The organism is Altericroceibacterium indicum, from assembly GCF_009828105.1.
In the GTDB taxonomy this organism is placed as follows: domain Bacteria; phylum Pseudomonadota; class Alphaproteobacteria; order Sphingomonadales; family Sphingomonadaceae; genus Altericroceibacterium; species Altericroceibacterium indicum.
The window spans coordinates 95,629-111,372 of sequence record NZ_WTYQ01000002.1 but is presented as its reverse complement, the minus strand read 5'-3'; the positions used below and the strand labels follow the sequence as shown (position 1 = coordinate 111,372).

The 15,744-nt window shown below is 56.6% G+C and carries 18 protein-coding genes and 1 tRNA gene; 12 read left to right on the top strand and 7 right to left on the bottom strand.

The features are described 5' to 3' along the window. Positions 1-31 precede the first annotated feature (31 nt). Positions 32-430, bottom strand: coding sequence for a winged helix-turn-helix transcriptional regulator (locus GRI39_RS05505; RefSeq protein ID WP_160739213.1), 399 nt, complete (start codon positions 428-430; stop codon positions 32-34). Between the two features lie 76 nt (positions 431-506). Here GRI39_RS05505 and GRI39_RS05500 point away from each other — a divergent pair, with 76 nt between their 5' ends. The 4 genes from GRI39_RS05500 to GRI39_RS05485 all read left to right on the top strand — a co-directional run bounded on the left by GRI39_RS05500 (position 507) and on the right by GRI39_RS05485 (position 3,684). Continuing rightward, a complete protein-coding gene (locus tag GRI39_RS05500; RefSeq protein WP_160738722.1) occupies positions 507-1,103 on the top strand; it encodes an FMN-dependent NADH-azoreductase in 597 nt (198 codons plus the stop codon). Positions 1,104-1,323: 220 nt separating this feature from the next. Further along, positions 1,324-2,670, top strand: coding sequence for a glutathione-disulfide reductase (gene gorA, locus GRI39_RS05495; RefSeq protein WP_160738721.1), 1,347 nt, complete (start codon positions 1,324-1,326; stop codon positions 2,668-2,670). Between the two features lie 8 nt (positions 2,671-2,678). Beyond that, positions 2,679-3,137 (top strand): DUF488 family protein, encoded by a 459-nt coding sequence (locus GRI39_RS05490; protein WP_160738720.1) that lies wholly within the window; start codon positions 2,679-2,681, stop codon positions 3,135-3,137. Between the two features lie 22 nt (positions 3,138-3,159). Then, positions 3,160-3,684 carry a DUF421 domain-containing protein gene (locus GRI39_RS05485; protein WP_160738719.1) on the top strand — a complete coding sequence of 175 codons (525 nt, stop codon included), beginning with the start codon at positions 3,160-3,162 and terminating at the stop codon, positions 3,682-3,684. An 11-nt stretch (positions 3,685-3,695) separates the two neighbouring features. Here the strand turns inward: GRI39_RS05485 and aroB are convergent, their stop codons facing one another. Both aroB and GRI39_RS05475 read right to left on the bottom strand, forming a co-directional pair. Then, positions 3,696-4,805 (bottom strand): 3-dehydroquinate synthase, encoded by a 1,110-nt coding sequence (gene aroB, locus GRI39_RS05480; RefSeq protein ID WP_160738718.1) that lies wholly within the window; start codon positions 4,803-4,805, stop codon positions 3,696-3,698. Then, the gene (locus tag GRI39_RS05475; protein WP_246204925.1) at positions 4,796-5,365 is read right to left on the bottom strand and encodes a shikimate kinase; all 570 of its coding nucleotides are present in this window, start codon (positions 5,363-5,365) and stop codon (positions 4,796-4,798) included. Before GRI39_RS05475 ends, aroB begins: the two co-directional genes overlap by 10 nt. A gap of 89 nt (positions 5,366-5,454) precedes the next feature. On the opposite strand from GRI39_RS05475, the gene GRI39_RS05470 reads away from it, so the two are divergent. From GRI39_RS05470 to GRI39_RS05450, 5 genes are all read left to right on the top strand, one after another. Continuing rightward, entirely contained in the window at positions 5,455-5,619 is a 165-nt protein-coding gene (locus GRI39_RS05470; RefSeq protein WP_160738716.1) for a hypothetical protein, read from the top strand. Further along, positions 5,616-7,475, top strand: a complete 1,860-nt coding sequence (locus GRI39_RS05465; protein WP_160738715.1) for a hypothetical protein — start codon at positions 5,616-5,618, stop codon at positions 7,473-7,475. Before GRI39_RS05470 ends, GRI39_RS05465 begins: the two co-directional genes overlap by 4 nt. Positions 7,476-7,478: 3 nt before the next feature. Next, positions 7,479-8,354, top strand: a complete 876-nt coding sequence (locus GRI39_RS05460) for a tyrosine recombinase (RefSeq protein WP_160739212.1) — start codon at positions 7,479-7,481, stop codon at positions 8,352-8,354. Between the two features lie 10 nt (positions 8,355-8,364). Then, positions 8,365-9,312, top strand: coding sequence for an acetyl-CoA carboxylase carboxyltransferase subunit alpha (locus GRI39_RS05455; protein ID WP_160738714.1), 948 nt, complete (start codon positions 8,365-8,367; stop codon positions 9,310-9,312). Positions 9,313-9,537: 225 nt separating this feature from the next. Further along, on the top strand, positions 9,538-11,019 hold the full coding sequence (locus GRI39_RS05450) for a M48 family metalloprotease (protein WP_160738713.1): 1,482 nt from the start codon (positions 9,538-9,540) through the stop codon (positions 11,017-11,019). Between the two features lie 69 nt (positions 11,020-11,088). On the opposite strand, the gene GRI39_RS05445 is transcribed toward GRI39_RS05450, so the two are convergent. Together GRI39_RS05445 and GRI39_RS05440 are read right to left on the bottom strand one after the other, a co-directional pair. Then, positions 11,089-11,295, bottom strand: a complete 207-nt coding sequence (locus GRI39_RS05445) for a Flp family type IVb pilin (RefSeq protein WP_160738712.1) — start codon at positions 11,293-11,295, stop codon at positions 11,089-11,091. Positions 11,296-11,403: 108 nt separating this feature from the next. After that, complete coding sequence (locus GRI39_RS05440) at positions 11,404-11,586, bottom strand: Flp family type IVb pilin (RefSeq protein ID WP_160738711.1); 183 nt, start codon at positions 11,584-11,586, stop codon at positions 11,404-11,406. Positions 11,587-11,658: 72 nt separating this feature from the next. Between GRI39_RS05440 and GRI39_RS05435 the strand changes: the two genes are divergently transcribed. Together GRI39_RS05435 and GRI39_RS05430 are read left to right on the top strand one after the other, a co-directional pair. Continuing rightward, a complete protein-coding gene (locus tag GRI39_RS05435; RefSeq protein ID WP_160738710.1) occupies positions 11,659-12,105 on the top strand; it encodes a (deoxy)nucleoside triphosphate pyrophosphohydrolase in 447 nt (148 codons plus the stop codon). Between the two features lie 16 nt (positions 12,106-12,121). Beyond that, a tRNA-Arg gene (locus GRI39_RS05430) sits at positions 12,122-12,198 on the top strand. 78 nt (positions 12,199-12,276) lie between these two features. Here GRI39_RS05430 and GRI39_RS05425 read toward each other — a convergent pair. Continuing rightward, positions 12,277-13,206, bottom strand: a complete 930-nt coding sequence (locus tag GRI39_RS05425; protein WP_160738709.1) for a LysR substrate-binding domain-containing protein — start codon at positions 13,204-13,206, stop codon at positions 12,277-12,279. A gap of 115 nt (positions 13,207-13,321) precedes the next feature. On the opposite strand from GRI39_RS05425, the gene GRI39_RS05420 reads away from it, so the two are divergent. Then, positions 13,322-14,032: a pirin family protein gene (locus GRI39_RS05420; RefSeq protein WP_160738708.1), complete on the top strand. Its 711-nt coding sequence runs from the start codon at positions 13,322-13,324 to the stop codon at positions 14,030-14,032. A 116-nt stretch (positions 14,033-14,148) separates the two neighbouring features. Here the strand turns inward: GRI39_RS05420 and astD are convergent, their stop codons facing one another. Next, the gene (astD, locus tag GRI39_RS05415) at positions 14,149-15,594 is read right to left on the bottom strand and encodes a succinylglutamate-semialdehyde dehydrogenase (protein WP_160738707.1); all 1,446 of its coding nucleotides are present in this window, start codon (positions 15,592-15,594) and stop codon (positions 14,149-14,151) included. Between the last annotated feature and the right edge of the window lie 150 nt (positions 15,595-15,744).

The window sequence follows — 15,744 nt, the reverse complement described above, 5'->3', positions numbered from 1 at the left end:
TGCCAGTTTGGCGCGCGCTTACAAAGCCCTGTTACAGATTGTCGTTGTTTTCCTGTGCGTCGTAACGCTCCTGCGCCTGATGAATCTGCTCCCGATTGGCGAGCGCCCAACTGCTGAGCACCGCAACCGGGTTCCACAGCGAATGGCCAAGCGGGGTTAATTCATAATCGACACGTGGGGGGACGCTGGCGGTCACGGTGCGGCTGACCAGCCCGTCACGTTCCAGCCCGCGCAGCGTGCGGGTCAGCATCCGCTGGGAAATGCCAGTCACCACCCGCTTCAATTCGTTGAATCTCAGCGAGCCTGAGCCAAGCCGGATGACGACTTGCATCGACCATTTGTCTCCCACACGGGAGAGAACTTCAGTAACAGCAGGGCAGGAACCGAAGGTGTCAGCCTCAAAAGGCACATCGATGTGCCTACCGGACATCCATGTGCCTTCTTGCGGGAATGTAGTGACAGTATCCATATGCGCCCCAGTTATCCTTTGTTACCGGAGAAGTCATATGAAAATTCTACATATCGATAGCGCCACCACCGGCGCCAATTCCGTCAGCCGCGAAGTCAGCGCGGCCGCAGTGGCGCATTTCAAGGAAAAAAATCCCGGCGCGGAAGTGGTCTATCGCGATCTTGGCACGGAACCTTTGGCGCATCTCAATCCCACCACCACTGGCGCGATTCGCCTGCCTGCCGAAGCTCATGATGAAAACATGAAGGCCGCTTTTGCAGCAGAACGCGCCGTTCTGGACGAGTTTCTTGGCGCCGACGTGATCGTTATCGGTGCGCCGATGTATAATTTCACCATCCCCAGCCAGCTCAAGGCATGGCTTGACCGTCTGGGCGTGCCCGGTGTGACTTTCTCTTATTCCGAAGCTGGCCCAGAAGGCCTCGCTGGTGGCCGTAAGGTTGTGATCGCTTCCACGCAGGGCGGCGAATATGAAATGGGCGGCGCGATGGAACATCAGGAACAGCTCCTGAAGGATTTCTTCGGTTTCATCGGTATCACTGATCCGATTTTCATCCGCGCCAACAAGATCGGCTACGGCCCGGAGGCTCGCGAAGCATCTATTGCAGATGCCAAGGCGGAAATCGCCAAGCTCTAATATTTAATGCAGATGACTGACCGAAAGAGGCCGCTTTACCTGAGGGTGGAGCGGCTTTTTTCATGTCGGGTGGCAAGAATCAGAAGCTGCCGCATCTGTGCAATCAAGTGCTGTGATCGAGTGGTCTGGGAAAGCTAAGATTGATTTAGTCCACCGGCCTCGCCATATCCCGGCCAAAGCTGCGTTCGAGACACACGATATCGCGCAAGAGGAGCCCTTCATGTCAGAATTCGATTACGACCTTTTCGTCATTGGTGCAGGATCAGGTGGCGTGCGCGCGTCTCGGGTTGCATCAAGCCATGGTGCGAAAGTGGCCGTGGCCGAAGAATATCGCATCGGCGGAACCTGCGTGATCCGGGGTTGTGTGCCTAAAAAGCTGCTGGTTTACGCCTCCATGTTTGCAGAAGAGCTGAACCATGCTGAGCAAATGGGCTGGACCATCGATGAAGCGAAATTTGACTGGAAGCGCCTGCGCGATCACGTGAATGGCGATGTTGACCGGCTGAACGGCCTGTACACCAACACGCTGGAAAACCACAATGTAGAGCGTATTCTGGAGCGCGCGACGGTCACCGGTCCCAATAGCGTGAAGCTCGCCAGTGGGCGCGAAGTAACGGCGAAATATATCCTCGTGGCGGTGGGCGCATGGCCTTACATGCCCGATGTTCCCGGTGTGGAACATTGCATATCATCCAATGAAGTCTTTCATCTCGATGAACAGCCCAAGCGCCTGATCGTGGTCGGCGCTGGTTATATTGCGATGGAATTTGCCGGGATTTTCAATGCTCTGGGAAGCCATGTGACGGTGGTGAACCGCACGCAGACAATTCTGCGCGGCTATGATGAAGGCGTGACCGATCGTCTGCTCAGCATCGCCACCGCACGGGGGATTGATTTCCGTATGGATTCCAGCCTCGTCAGCGTGGAAAAACAGGATGATGGCAGCTTGCTCGTCGATATTGGCGGGCCGCAGAAACTGGAAGCCGATCAGGTGCTGATCGCCACTGGCCGGGTGCCGAAAACAGAAGGCCTTGGCCTTGAAAATGCAGGCATTCAGCTTGGCCCCAAGGGTGAAGTCCCAGTGGATGAAAAGAACGCCACCACTTGCGAAAGCATCTATGCGGTGGGTGATGTGACCGATCGCATTCAGCTTACCCCCGTGGCCATCCGCGAAGGGCAGGCTTTTGCGGACCGGGTGTTTGGCAAGATCGATCGCGCGGTGGATTATGACAATGTTCCAGCAGCAGTGTTCTCCCAGCCACCTTTGGGCTGTGTTGGCCTGACAGAATCGCAGGCGCGGGAGAAATTTGGCAGTGTGAAAGTCTATTCATCGGATTTCCGTCCGATGAAGAACATCTTCTCGCACACGCCAGAACGCGGGCTTTACCGGATGATTACCGATGCCGACAGCGGCAAGATCCTTGGTATTCATATGATTGGCCCGGAATCGCCAGAAATTCTTCAGCTTGCAGCGGTCGCCATCAAGGGCGGTCTGACCAAGGAAGATTTTGACGCCACAGTGGCCGTTCATCCATCCATGTCGGAAGAATTGGTGCTGCTGAAATAAGGCTCTGAGTGACCACGCCCGCGATCTTCACCATTGGTTATGAGCAGGTCACTCAGGCTGCGCTGATAGAGGCTTTGGTGAAAGCGCGGGTCGAGGTTCTGGCCGATATTCGTTACCTGCCGCTATCCCGGCGGCCCGGCTTTTCCAAACGCTCGCTCGCTGCAGCGGTGGAGGAGGCGGGGTTGGAATATTGCCACTTCAAACAGCTTGGCACACCCGCTGATGGCCGGGCAGCGGCACGGCGCGGGGATTTGCCGGAGCTGGAACGGCTGTATGCTGGCCAATTAGAATTGCCGGAAAGTATCGCTCAGCAAGCTGAATTGCGCGCGGTCGCGCTGGAAAAGCGTGTGGCGCTGCTGTGCTATGAGCGGCGGGCCTGTGAATGCCATCGCAATATTCTTGTTCGCACTTTGCTGAGCGATTTTGAGCAGGTCGATCTGCTACCGGACCTTTTGAGGATACATTGAAGGAACGGGGCGTATCTTGTTCATGTTCTTCGATAAATGGCCAGACATTTGGCGCATCCTCATCATAGCCGCGACCAGCTATGCCGCTATCATCATCATATTGAGGCTTGGGGGAAAGCGCACATTATCCAAGCTTAACGCCTTTGATTTCATCGTCACTATTGCCCTTGGATCGGTGTTGGCGAGCACCGTGCTGCTGAAAGATACCAGCCTGTCTGAAGGCCTGGCAGCGATTGCCGCGCTGGTGGTGTTGCAACTGATCGTGACATGGAGTTCAAACCGATCAGATTGGTTTGCCAAAATATTGCGTTCAGAACCGAGGATTGTGCTGCGTGATGGCAAATTTCTGGAAGATGCCATGGCGCAGGAACATATCCGCTGGGATGAAATCGAAGCCGCCATTCGCCGCAAGGGCCATGGCAAGGTGGAGGATGTCACTGCTGTTGTGCTGGAGGCAGACGGAACGCTGAGCGTGATTTGTGAAGGCAAGGCGGAAGATTGCACCGCCTTGCGCTCCGTTCTGGGGCCGAAGGAAACCAGCCTTTAAGCGCCGGGTTCTTAGCCTGCCTGTAGCTGCTCTTCCATAAAGACCGCGATATCTTCCATCGATACCTCACGGTCGAGCACGGCATTGCCAATTGCGTTCAAGAGGATGAAGGGCAGGGTGCCTGCGTCCATCTTCTTGTCATGCAACATATGCGCGGCCAGCTTGGTGCCGTTGCAATCCATGCCGAGCGTGGAGATTTCCGTTGCAAGGCCGCTGGCACCAATGGCTTTGGTGACGCGCGCTGCATCTTCGGCGGAAATCATGCGGCGCCTTGCGGAATAACGCGCCGCCAGCACCATGCCGAGGGCGACCGCTTCACCATGCAGTAGACGGCTGGAAAAGCCGGTTTCAGCCTCAAGCGCATGGCCAAATGTGTGCCCCAGATTGAGCAGCGCACGCGCACCGGTGGTTTCGCGTTCATCTTCCGCGACGATCCGCGCTTTGGCCGCGACGCTTTGCATCACCGCATATTCCTGCGCCGCTACGTCTCCGGCGATGATTTTCGCGCCATTTTCTTCGCACCAGTTGAAAAACGCGGCATCGCCCAGAATACCATATTTGATGACTTCGGCATAACCGGCGCGGACTTCGCGGGTGGGCAGGGTGCCCAGCGTGTCGAGATCGGCCAGCACCAGACCCGGCTGATGGAATGCACCCACCAGATTTTTGCCCGCCCGCGTATTGATTGCCGTCTTACCGCCAACGGAGGAATCGACCTGCGCCAGCAGGGTCGTCGGCACCTGAATAAAGCCGCAGCCACGCTTCAGTACAGAGGCTGCAAAGCCGGTGAGATCACCAATCACCCCGCCGCCCAGCGCAATAATATAATCGCCGCGCTCCACTTCTTCAGCGAGCAACCAGTCAATCAGCTCTTCCAGCACGGACCAGCTCTTGGTCGCTTCGCCAGCGTCAAGAATATGCCAATGGGGTTCAAAGCCGCCTTCTGTCAGTGACGCATCCACTGCATCGCGCCAATGCTGGGCGACATTCACATCGGTTACGATGGGCACATGTTTTTTACGCAGCAGCGCGCCGCATTGGGCAGGCAATTCTTTGATCAAGCCGCTACCCACGCGCACCTGATAGGAACGTCCGGCAAGGTTGATGGGAATTACAGCCATTGGTCGAGTGCCTTTATGATTCGAATAACAGTCTGAAGATGCGGCCCCGGTTCGCTGAGCACATGCAGCGGGGCCTGTTCGTAAAAGGGGCGTCGTTCGATTTTGAGCCTTTTGAGGATTTCCACCGGATTGCCATTGCGTAGCAGTGGGCGCGTGTTCTTACGGCCAACCCGTTCCACCAATGTTTCCAGATCAGCGTCGAGCCAGATGGCAATCGCCTTGTCGAGAATCAGGCCGCGGGTTTCATCACTCACAAAGGCACCGCCGCCCGTAGCCAGAATTCCGGGGCCGGATTCGATCATCCGCGCAATCACGCGGCGTTCACCATCACGGAAATAGCCTTCACCGAATTGATCGAAAATTTCAGGGATCGACATTTGCGCGGCATTTTCAATTTCGTCGTCAGCATCGGCAAATGGCAGTTCCAGCAGGGTTGCGAGCTTTTTGCCCACACTGGATTTGCCCACGCCCATCATTCCCACAAGTACAATGGGGCGGTCTATTCGCGCCCGAAGCGCGCTCACATCATCAGGCGAGGGGAGGTGATCATCCTTGGTCATTGCCGCAAGGGCTATAATTGCGCTAGTCCGCAGCGCAAGCATGGTGGTGCACTTTGGTCACCGCCTCTGACGTTTTGTGAATGGTGATAATGGGCCGAAAGAAAATCTGGATCGTGCTGGCTGTGGTCGCATGTGTTGTGCTGGGCTTGATCTGGTTTGATGGCGGGCAGCAGGAACAGCGGCTTATTGAACAGCCGGTGGTGCTTTCGCCCAGTGCTGGCCAGATAAATGGCAGCCAGGAGAATATGGAATGAAGCGTGTCGTCCTGCTGACCGGAGTTGCTTTGGCTTTCAGCTCGTCTCTGGCTCTGGCTTCGCCTGAATCGCTACTGCCGCCGGGATTTGATAATCCCGCGCCCAAGCCGACGCCGAAACCCGCAGCACCCACACCTGCCCCGCGGCCCGCCACGCCTGCCCCAGCAGCGCGGCCGAATAGTGGACCAGCCGCCACCGCCCCATCACAGGCACCCGTGGCGAACGCCCCGGCGGCGACGGACAACAGCGGTTCGGTTGTGGCAGGCTTGCCGAAGAATTTCCCCAGCATCGAACAGATCGAGCAGATGGAAACCGATGAGGTGAACGAATTGTTCGGCCTCAAACCCAAATTTGATATTCCCGCGGCGGCCCGCCGCGATGTGTCGCAAGTGGGCGTGATCGGTGAAGACGAAGGCGGTTTTCCCGTGGCTTCACTTGCCAATCAGCCGGCATCTCTGGTGCGCGCTGTGTTGACGGGCACGAAAGGTCCGCTGGTATCACGTTGGGGGCATATTCTGCTTCGCCGTGCCCTGGCGAGCCGGATGGATACACCCAAGGATATGGACCCGGTCGAATTTGCCGCCCTTCGCGCTGGGGTGCTCAACCGTTTGGGTGAAGGGCAAGTGGCGCGTTCACTGGTGCAGGATGTCGATTCGGCCAATTACAATACGGATTTGGCGGATGCCGCCTTTGATGCCTATCTCCAGACGGGAGACATTCTGGGCATGTGCCCGGTTGCCCGGCTGAAAAATGATCTGCGTTCCGATCCGCAATGGGAAATGATCCGGGCGATTTGCGGCTCCTTTGCTGGCAACGCCCGTGATGGCAGGCGCCAGCTTGATCGCGCATTGTCGCGTGGCATAGCACCGCGCATCGATGTGCTGTTGGCGCAGCGTTATGCCGGTGCTGCCAGTGACAGCAGCCGCGCGGTGGATATTAATTGGGACAAGGTCGAGGAAATGACCCCCTGGCGCTTTGCTTTTGCGGCATCGCTGGGTCTCGATATGCCGAAAAATCTGCTCGATGATGCAGGCGCTTATTATGATCGCTCTGCGGTTCTGGTGCCCGCGCTGCCCTTGGCCATGCGCACCAAAGCGGCAGATGTTGCGGGGGCGGAAGGCATTTTGTCGGCCACCGCGATGGTCGATTTATATTCGCAGGTTTACGCCAGCGGTGATGCCTCCGATGCGATGGTGGAAGATGCAAACAGTTTGCGCGCTGCCTATGTTGCTCAAGGTGCTGATGAACGGCTGGAGGCGATGCAGGCTTTGTGGGGCAATGATGCCAGCGATTATAGTCGTCTCGTGCTCACTGCCTTTGCTGCCGCGCGGATGCCGGTGAGTGAAGATATGGCAGATGATGCAGCGCCGCTGATCGCTTCCATGTTGACGGCCGGGCTGGATCGTAATGCGGAGCAATGGGCCACAGTTGTTCCTGAAGGCAGTGAAGGCTGGGCGTTGTTGGCGCTGGCGCAACCGGACCGTGCGGGTTCGGTTTCAACCGGCAATGTGCGGTCTTTCATGGATGATGATACATCCACGAACAAGCGCAAGACCCGTTTTCTGGTTGCAGGCCTTGCTGGCCTTGGACGCATGGATTCGGGTGATGTCTCGTCACTTTCGGGCGATCTTGGGGTGGATTTCAATCGCCAGTCACCATGGAGCCAGCGCATCACGCTGGCCGCGCAATATGGTAATGCGGAGCTTGTCGCCTTGTTGGCAGGGTTGGGGATGCAGGGTGATAGCTGGAGCAAGATGACCGCACGTCAGCTTTACATCATTGTCCGCTCGCTCAATCAGGTTGGTCTTAATGCTGAAGCACGCATGATTGCGGCTGAGGCCGTGGCCAGGGGATAAGCGATCAGCGCGGTTGACAATTTCCTCGCCATGCTCGCCGCAGAGCGTGGCGCGGCAGCCAATACGCTGGCGGCTTATCGCCGTGACCTCGAAGGGGCTGAAAGTCTCATCGGTGATCTGGCCAAGGCGGGGCGCGATGATCTGGCATCGCTGGGGCAGGCGTGGAGCCTGCTTGCAGAAACCACCGTGGCGCGCAAAAGTTCGGCTTTGCGGCAGTTTTTCGGCTTCTGTCTCGATGAGGGTTTACGGGCAGATGACCCATCGCCTGCCTTGCCGCGCCCCCCGGCCACGCGCAGCCTGCCGCGCATTTTGAACCATGAACAGGTGGAAGCTTTGTTCGCTCAGGCAGAGCAGGAAGCCGATAGCGGCAAGCCGGCCGCTGTGCGAATGCTTACCTTGCTGGAACTGCTCTATGGTTCGGGTTTGCGAGCGAGCGAGCTTGTGTCTCTGCCGCTCGAATCAGTGCCACGCGATGCGCCTTTTCTGACCATTAATGGGAAGGGGGGGCAGCAGCGTATGGTGCCGGTTTCCAACCGTGCAGTGCATGTTCTGGCTCGCTGGCTGATCTTGCGGCCGGATGATGGGAAATTCCTGTTTCCCTCTCGTGGGAAGCATCTCACGCGAATTCGCTTGTTTCAGCTCCTGAAAGAGCTTGCCGCGCGCGCCGGAATGGACCCGGCCAAAGTCAGCCCGCATGTGCTGCGCCACGCTTTTGCCACGCATCTGCTGGAGGGCGGGGCGGATCTGCGCGTGCTGCAAACGCTGCTGGGCCATGCCGATATCGCCACCACCCAGATCTACACCCATGTCGATTCCGCTCGGCTGGTTGCGCTGGTGAATGAACGTCATCCTCTTGCCGAAAAGCGCCACTCGCAGTAGCGCGTGAAATATGACTTCCTATCTCGAATTCGAAAAGCCCGTCGCCGCGCTTGAAGCGCGCATTGCTGAACTGCGTGCGATTGCCGATAATGGCGATCTCGATATCGCGCAGGAATTGCAGCGGTTGGAACGCAAGAGCGCGGACCTGCTGGAAACGACCTATGCCAATCTGTCACCATGGCAGAAGACGCAGGTCGCCCGTCACCCGCAACGCCCGCATTTCCGCGATTATGTCGCTGAAATGTTCGATGATTTCATGCCTCTGGGCGGTGATCGTCTCTATGGCGAAGATGAAGCCATCCTTGGCGGCTTTGCCACTTTGAATGGCCGCAAGGTGATGCTGATCGGTCATGAAAAGGGCCATGATACGCAAAGCCGTATCCGTCACAATTTCGGCATGGGAAAGCCTGAAGGCTATCGCAAAGCGATTCGCCTGATGGAACTGGCCGGGCGTTTCGAACTACCGGTGGTAACGCTGGTCGATACTTCTGGCGCATTTCCCGGCATTGAAGCGGAAGAGCGCGGGCAGGCAGAAGCGATTGCCCGCTCCACCGAAGCCTGCCTTGGCCTGCCAGTGCCGATGGTCGCCACGATCGTTGGCGAAGGTGGTTCTGGCGGCGCGGTGGCTCTGGCCAGCGCGGAACGGGTGCTGATGCTGGAGAATGCGGTCTATTCGGTGATTTCACCCGAAGGCTGTGCATCGATCCTCTGGCGAACCGGCGAAAAAGCACCTGCCGCTGCCGAAGCCATGAAAGTGACAGCACAGGACCTTGCTGAACTTGGCGTGATTGACCGGATTGTCAAAGAACCCATCGGTGGCGCGCATCGCGATCCGAAAACCACCGCAGCGAATCTGTCTGCGGCGATTTCGGAAGAACTCGATGCCTTGTCCCAGATGGATTCCGGCCAATTGAAGCTGATGCGTGAAGAACGTTTTCTGGCTATCGGCCGCTTCTAGGATTTTCTGAAAATTCAAAGCCCGCCTCCTGTATCGCCAAGGGGGAGGGCTTTATGGTGTTTGGCATCTGCTAGAGGCCTTTTGGCCGCTCTTAGAATCCTTTAGAGTGCTTTCAATATCTGCTCAAAGGCGAACAACCCCCGGGAACATAGCAGAAAAAACTGGGTTCCTTGCTGGTAGATGAACAAAGGCGGGTAACGCCGGAGTGTGCTTGGAGGAGCCAATATGCACCTGAAAATCTCTCATAAAATACGCAGTGTGGCGGTTGCTGCGCTGGTTGGAACATCGCTTTCAGCCTGCGCCACAATGCCCGGATCAACCGTGCCTGCCGGTGCACCAATCACTCAGGCTGAAGCACAGCAAGGCGCTGAATATCATCAGCAATTTGTTGAAGAATTTGGTGGTGCGGTGACCGGGCCACAGGCCACTTATGTCCAATCCGTCGGCAAGAAAATCGCGCTTCAATCTGGTCTGGGCAACTCGGCATCAGCTTTTGAAGTGACGTTGCTCAACAGTTCGGTGAACAACGCTTTTGCGGTTCCCGGCGGCTATATTTACGTCACCCGCCAGCTCGTGGGGCTGATGAATAATGAAGCGGAGCTGGCTGGCGTATTGGGGCATGAAGTTGGTCATGTCGCCGCACGCCATTCGGCCCGCCGCCAGCAAGCGGCGCAGCAAAATCAAATACTTGGCGTGCTTGGTCAGGTCTTGTCGAGTGTTGTTCTGGGAGACAATGCGCTGGGTCAGTTGGGCCAGAAAATCTCCTCAACGGTCCCTCAGCTCGCTACTTTGCAATATTCGCGCTCGCAGGAATTGCAGGCCGATCGCCTTGGTGTCGAATATCTCGAAAAGGCCGGGTATGATCCGCACGCTATGGCCATGGTGCTTGAAAGTCTGGCCGCACAAAATGCGCTTGATGCGTCGCTCATGGGCCGAAATGACGCGACGCCGGAATGGGCATCCACCCACCCTGATCCTGCCAGCCGCGTCAGAGATGCGTTGCAGCTTGCCAATGGTATGACAGGCATCACCAATCGCGATGTATTCCTTAATCGGATCGACGGCCTGATGTATGGCGATGATCCCAAGCAGGGCCTGATTGAAGGGCGCACCTTCATTCATCCGGTCTACCGCTTCGAGTTCACAGCCCCTGAAGGCTTTTACATGATGAATGGCACCACCGCTGTGTCCATCAATGGGGATAGTGGGCAGGGCCAGCTCTCGACTGCCAAATTCAACGGAAATCTCGACAGCTATATCCGTAGCGTGTTCGCTGCAGTTGGTGGCAAAAATCAGCAATTGGCGCCGCAGAGCATTCAGCGCACCACGATCAACAGTCTGCCGGCAGCCTATGGAATAGTGCAGGTGAATAATGGTAAGCAGAATGTCGATGTGACTGTATTTGCGTATGATTTTGGCAATAATCAGGCGTTTCACTTCGTCACGATCACGCCAGCAGGCCGGGCTGGTATATTCAATTCGATGTATCAATCCATGCACCGGATCAGTGCAAGCCAGGCGGGTAGTGTGACGCCGCGCCGGATTGATGTGTTTACTGCACAGCGCGGCGATACGGTGCAGACGATCTCAAGCCGGATGGCTTACGATAACGCCAAAGAACAGCGCTTCCGAGTGCTGAATGGCCTGTCGAGTAATGACCAGCTGGTGGCCGGGCAGCAGTATAAGCTGGTGGTTCGATCCAACTGACGGATGTGAGATAGAAAAAGGGCGGCAGAATGAACTGCCGCCCTTTCATAATGTTAGGTTAGGAATCGATTAAGTTGCTGAGCTTTCGCCGCCACCTTCGCCACCGGTAGCTGTGGTATCCAGGCTATCACCAACATTTGTGAATGTGGTGCTGAGATTGCCACCAAGCGTGGTGAGAGCCGCAATTGCGGCCACTGCGATGAGAGCGGCGATCAGACCGTATTCAATTGCGGTCGCGCCGGCTTCGTCACGAAGCAGTGTTTTGAAAAATGTCATTTATGGTCTCCTAGGACTGATTCTGCGATTTTCCCGGCTTGGTTCCCATTGGGGGACTGCCTAGCGAGTCCGTAACTAAGTATATTTCCTTGATAATTTACTAAAATTTCACTGCGTTTCTTCAGATACGCGGGTCGCGACCCTATCCCAATTTGCCTTGTTGCTGCTTCCAAGTTGGGAAACGCCGACCAAAATGGCGATCGCTATCAGGGCCAAAATCAAAGCATATTCGACCGCTGTCGCGGCTTTTTTGTCTTTCCAGACCTTCTTCACAAAGCTGCGTGGGTGCATAGTTTGCCCCTGTATGTGTGAATCCAAACATTGGGGATGAACCAAGGGCTTTAAGAAAAGGTTGTTAAAGGTATGATTTTAAAGCCTGAAGGGGATTGGCTTTGTGTTGTTGCGGCGGCCATCCCTCATGCAGATGGGCGTATTTTGATGCAACAACGCCCGCTGAATAAACACCACGGTGGCTTGTGGGAGTTTCCCGGTGGGAAAGTTGATGCTGGTGAAAGTCCGGAAATGGCTCTGACACGCGAAATAGAAGAAGAGCTTGGCCTGTTGGTTGATTCTGAAGCGATGATCCCGGCCGGGTTTGCCCGGTCAAAATCAGGTGATTCACCGCGCTCCATTCTTTTGTTGCTCTATTTTTGCCCCCAGTGGTCGGGTGCTCCGGAGGGAAGAGAAGGGCAAAAATGGGCATGGGTTTCGATCCAAGATGCTGAAAAACTTAGAAAACCTCCGATGGATAAAGACCTGTTGATAAGTCTTTCAAAAATGGGGATTGCCAAGATCGGCAATCACTCCTAGATGCCCGTCCAACGGAGCGCCCGTAGCTCAGCTGGATAGAGCACCAGACTACGAATCTGGGGGCCGGAGGTTCGAATCCTTCCGGGCGCACCAATTTTCCAAATAGCGAAAATTCGACACTTACCCCCTCTCGCAAGAGAGGAGGAGTGGCTGTCTATATGGCCTGATCGCTCATATATCTGCCATGCCGGGTGCGGGTACATCTCCTTCTCCAGCCATGATGAATTGCTTGAGCAGCCAGTCCGCCGCTGGGCCGGGTGGGTGATCCTGCCGCCAGATACCGGAGAAGCGATAGGTTCCTCCGATGTGATCCGGCATAATCAGGCGAATGAGCGTGCCAGCCATCAAGTCTGCCTCGATCATAGGGAGCGGCATATTACCCCAGCCAATGCCTTCGCGCAGTAAAGCGTGTTTGGCGCTGAGATCCGCAAGCCGCCAGGTTGTGGCGCTCATCACCGAAAAATCGCGCCCCTCGGTCGCGTTTGATCGGTCTGTCAGGACCAATTGCGTGTGATCACGCCCTGCACCGGGCGGAATCTTCTGCATTCTGGCAAGTGGGTGGTCAGGCGCGGCCACCGGAACGAGAGTCACGGAGCCAGCGCTCATACTGTCAAGCGACTTGAAGCTGGAAGACAATGGCCCTGCTATGCCGATAATCGCTTCGCCTGACAAAACCTTGGCAGGGATCGCGCCTAGAGCTTCAACATGAAGTCTCAGCGTGACAGTAGGGAATTGTTCGGCAAAGAGGCGCAGAATGCGTCCCAGACGTTCGGAGGGCAGCATAACGTCTACGGCGAGATCTACCACGCCTTCCAACCCGTCCAGCAAGCCTTTGGCGCGAGCGCGCAGATGGGCCATGCTGCTGGAAACCGCACGCGCATCAGCCAGCATGGCGCGGCCTGCTTCGGTGAGTTTCGGTTTGCGGGTGCCTTCACGGTCAAACAATTCCAGGCCCAATTGGGCTTCCAGATTGGCAATCGCATAGCTGATAACGGATACCACCCGATTGAGCCGCCGGGATGCGCCAGCAAAGCTGCCTTCTTCCACCACTGCAAGAAAGACCTGCAATTGGTCGAGCGTAGGGGTGCCGGGATCAGTCACTTTTCTAATTCCTCGAACGTTTTGAGCTATTTTATCCGGCTAAACCAATATGTCGAGAGAGCCTATATCTGGCGGGTAAGCAGCGACAGGCCGCTGCATCCAAGGAGTATGGCACATGATTGAACTTCGTCCCTTTGATAGTCTTGGCGCAGCCAATCACGGCTGGCTTGATGCCCATCATCACTTTTCTTTTGCCAATTACCATGATCCCAAGCGTGTTCACTGGGGTGACCTGCGCGTATGGAATGATGATGCGATTGCCCCCAACACGGGCTTCCCGCCGCATCCGCATCGCGACATGGAAATCATTACCTATGTCCGCGAAGGAGCGATTACGCATGAAGATAGCCTCGGCAATAAAGGCCGGACTGAGGCTGGTGACGTGCAGGTCATGTCAGCCGGAACGGGTGTGCGCCATTCGGAATATAATTATGAAGATGTGACCACCCGGATTTTCCAGATCTGGATCATTCCGACCCAGACAGGTGGAGACCCTTCATGGGGTGCCAAGCCCTTTCCTAAAGGCGAGCGCTCCGGCCAATTTGTGACCCTGGCTTCAGGTTTTGCGGAAGATGATGAAGCCCTACCGATCCGCACACAGGCCCGTGTTGTTGGAGCAACGCTGAAGGCTGGTGAACGTGCAGAATATCACCTTGGGGCAGACCGCAAGGGCTATCTGGTTCCGGCGACCGGGTCAGTCATGGTCAATGATGTCACAGTCAAAGCGCGTGACGGTGTGGCCATTGATGATGTGGAGATACTTGTTGTCACCGCGTTGGAAGACAGTGAGATCGTTCTGGTTGATGCGTCTTCACTTCCTGCCTGACCGGCAAGAAACATGAACTTTGCAATGCTGTGAAGTTGAGAGGCTCTTTGGCTTCTCATAAGACGCTATAGAATAAGGGCTGCGGGGCTTTAGTGCCCCGCAGCCCTTTGTCTGGATCAGGCAGGTGTCAGGCCTGGGACGAGGACTTCTTCCACTTTCCCGGCCTCAAAACTGCCAATGGGATAAGCGCAGTAATCAGCGGCATAATAGGCGCTTGGGCGGTGGTTGCCGGATGAACCCAGTCCGCCAAAGGGCATGGTGGCCGCAGCGCCGGTTGTGGGACGGTTGCGGTTGACGATGCCAGCACGGCTTTCTTCTACAAAGCGCGTCCACAGCGCATCATCTTCGCTGATGAGCCCGGCAGAAAGGCCAAAGCCAGTGTTATTGGCCGCTTCAATCGCAGCGGAGAAATCGCCCACGCGCCGCACTTGCAGGATGGGAGCGAAGATTTCTTCGTCTGGCATATCGCAGCCCGTCACATCGAGGATAGCCGCGCTACGGAAAGCCTCGCTCTTGCCGGCAATGCTGTCGAATGGCCGGATCACGCGTGCCCCCTTGCTGACGCGGTCTGCAAAGGCTGCGCTGGCGTTGGCTGCGGCCTGTGCAGACACGAGCGGGCCCATAAAAGCTTCGTCCGTATCATTCCACGCACCGATACCCAGCCTTGCGGTCATTGCATCAAGCGCGGCGATGATGGCATCACCCATCTTGCCTTCGGGTACAATCAACCGCCTTGCACAGGAGCATCGCTGGCCCGTCGTGACAAAGGCCGATTGAACGATATGGGAAGCCGCGGCTTCGGGTGAATCCCATGCGATCAGCGGGTTGTTGCCACCCAGTTCCAGCGCAAGGATAAGATGAGGACGGTCAATCGTTGCATGTTTCAACGCGCGGCCTGCGCCGGCAGACCCGGTGAACAGTAACCCGTCAATATCGCCGGCAACCAGCGCTTCGCCTGTGTCGCGTCCACCTTGAACCATGTTGAAGACACCATCAGGCAGGCCCGCCTTTTCCCATGCCTTGGCCATCCGTTCACCCGTTGCAGGGGTGATTTCGGATGGCTTGAAAACCACCGTATTGCCAGCCAGCAGCGCGGGTACGATGTGGCCGTTAGGCAAGTGGCCGGGGAAATTATACGGCCCCAGAACAGCCATCACGCCATGCCCGCGATGGCGCAGCACAGCTTCCCCGAAGGGCATATCCTGCCGCTTTTCACCGGCGCGTTCTGCCTGAGCCTTGATGGAAACGCCGACTTTGCCGACCATGCCTTTGGCTTCCCCTTGGGTTTCCCACAGGAGCTTGCCGGTTTCGCGTGAGATCAGTTCGGCAAATTCAGAGCCATCTTCTTCCATCACTGCGGCAAAGCGCTGGACGGCTTCAATGCGAGCTTCCAGTGGAGCGGAACGCCAGCCGGGGAGGGCAGCGCGTGCGGCGGCAATCGCTTCATTGCAATCATCGGGAGTCGCGGCGGCTTCTTCCCAGATTACTTCTTCGCTCGCCGGATCGATGGATTGGAAGGCTTGCCCGCGCGATGCGCTCCAGCTGCCATTGGTAAACTTCATAGAAATCCTCACTCGAAATCAATGCTCTCTGCTGGTTCTGATCCAGCAGCGGCGCGCTGCGCCTTGGCCTTATGCAGCAGCCACTAGCAGCGCTGACGAATAAGGTAAAATTGGGAGCGTGATTCCAAAGAGCAAGGCCGGAAGCAGGCA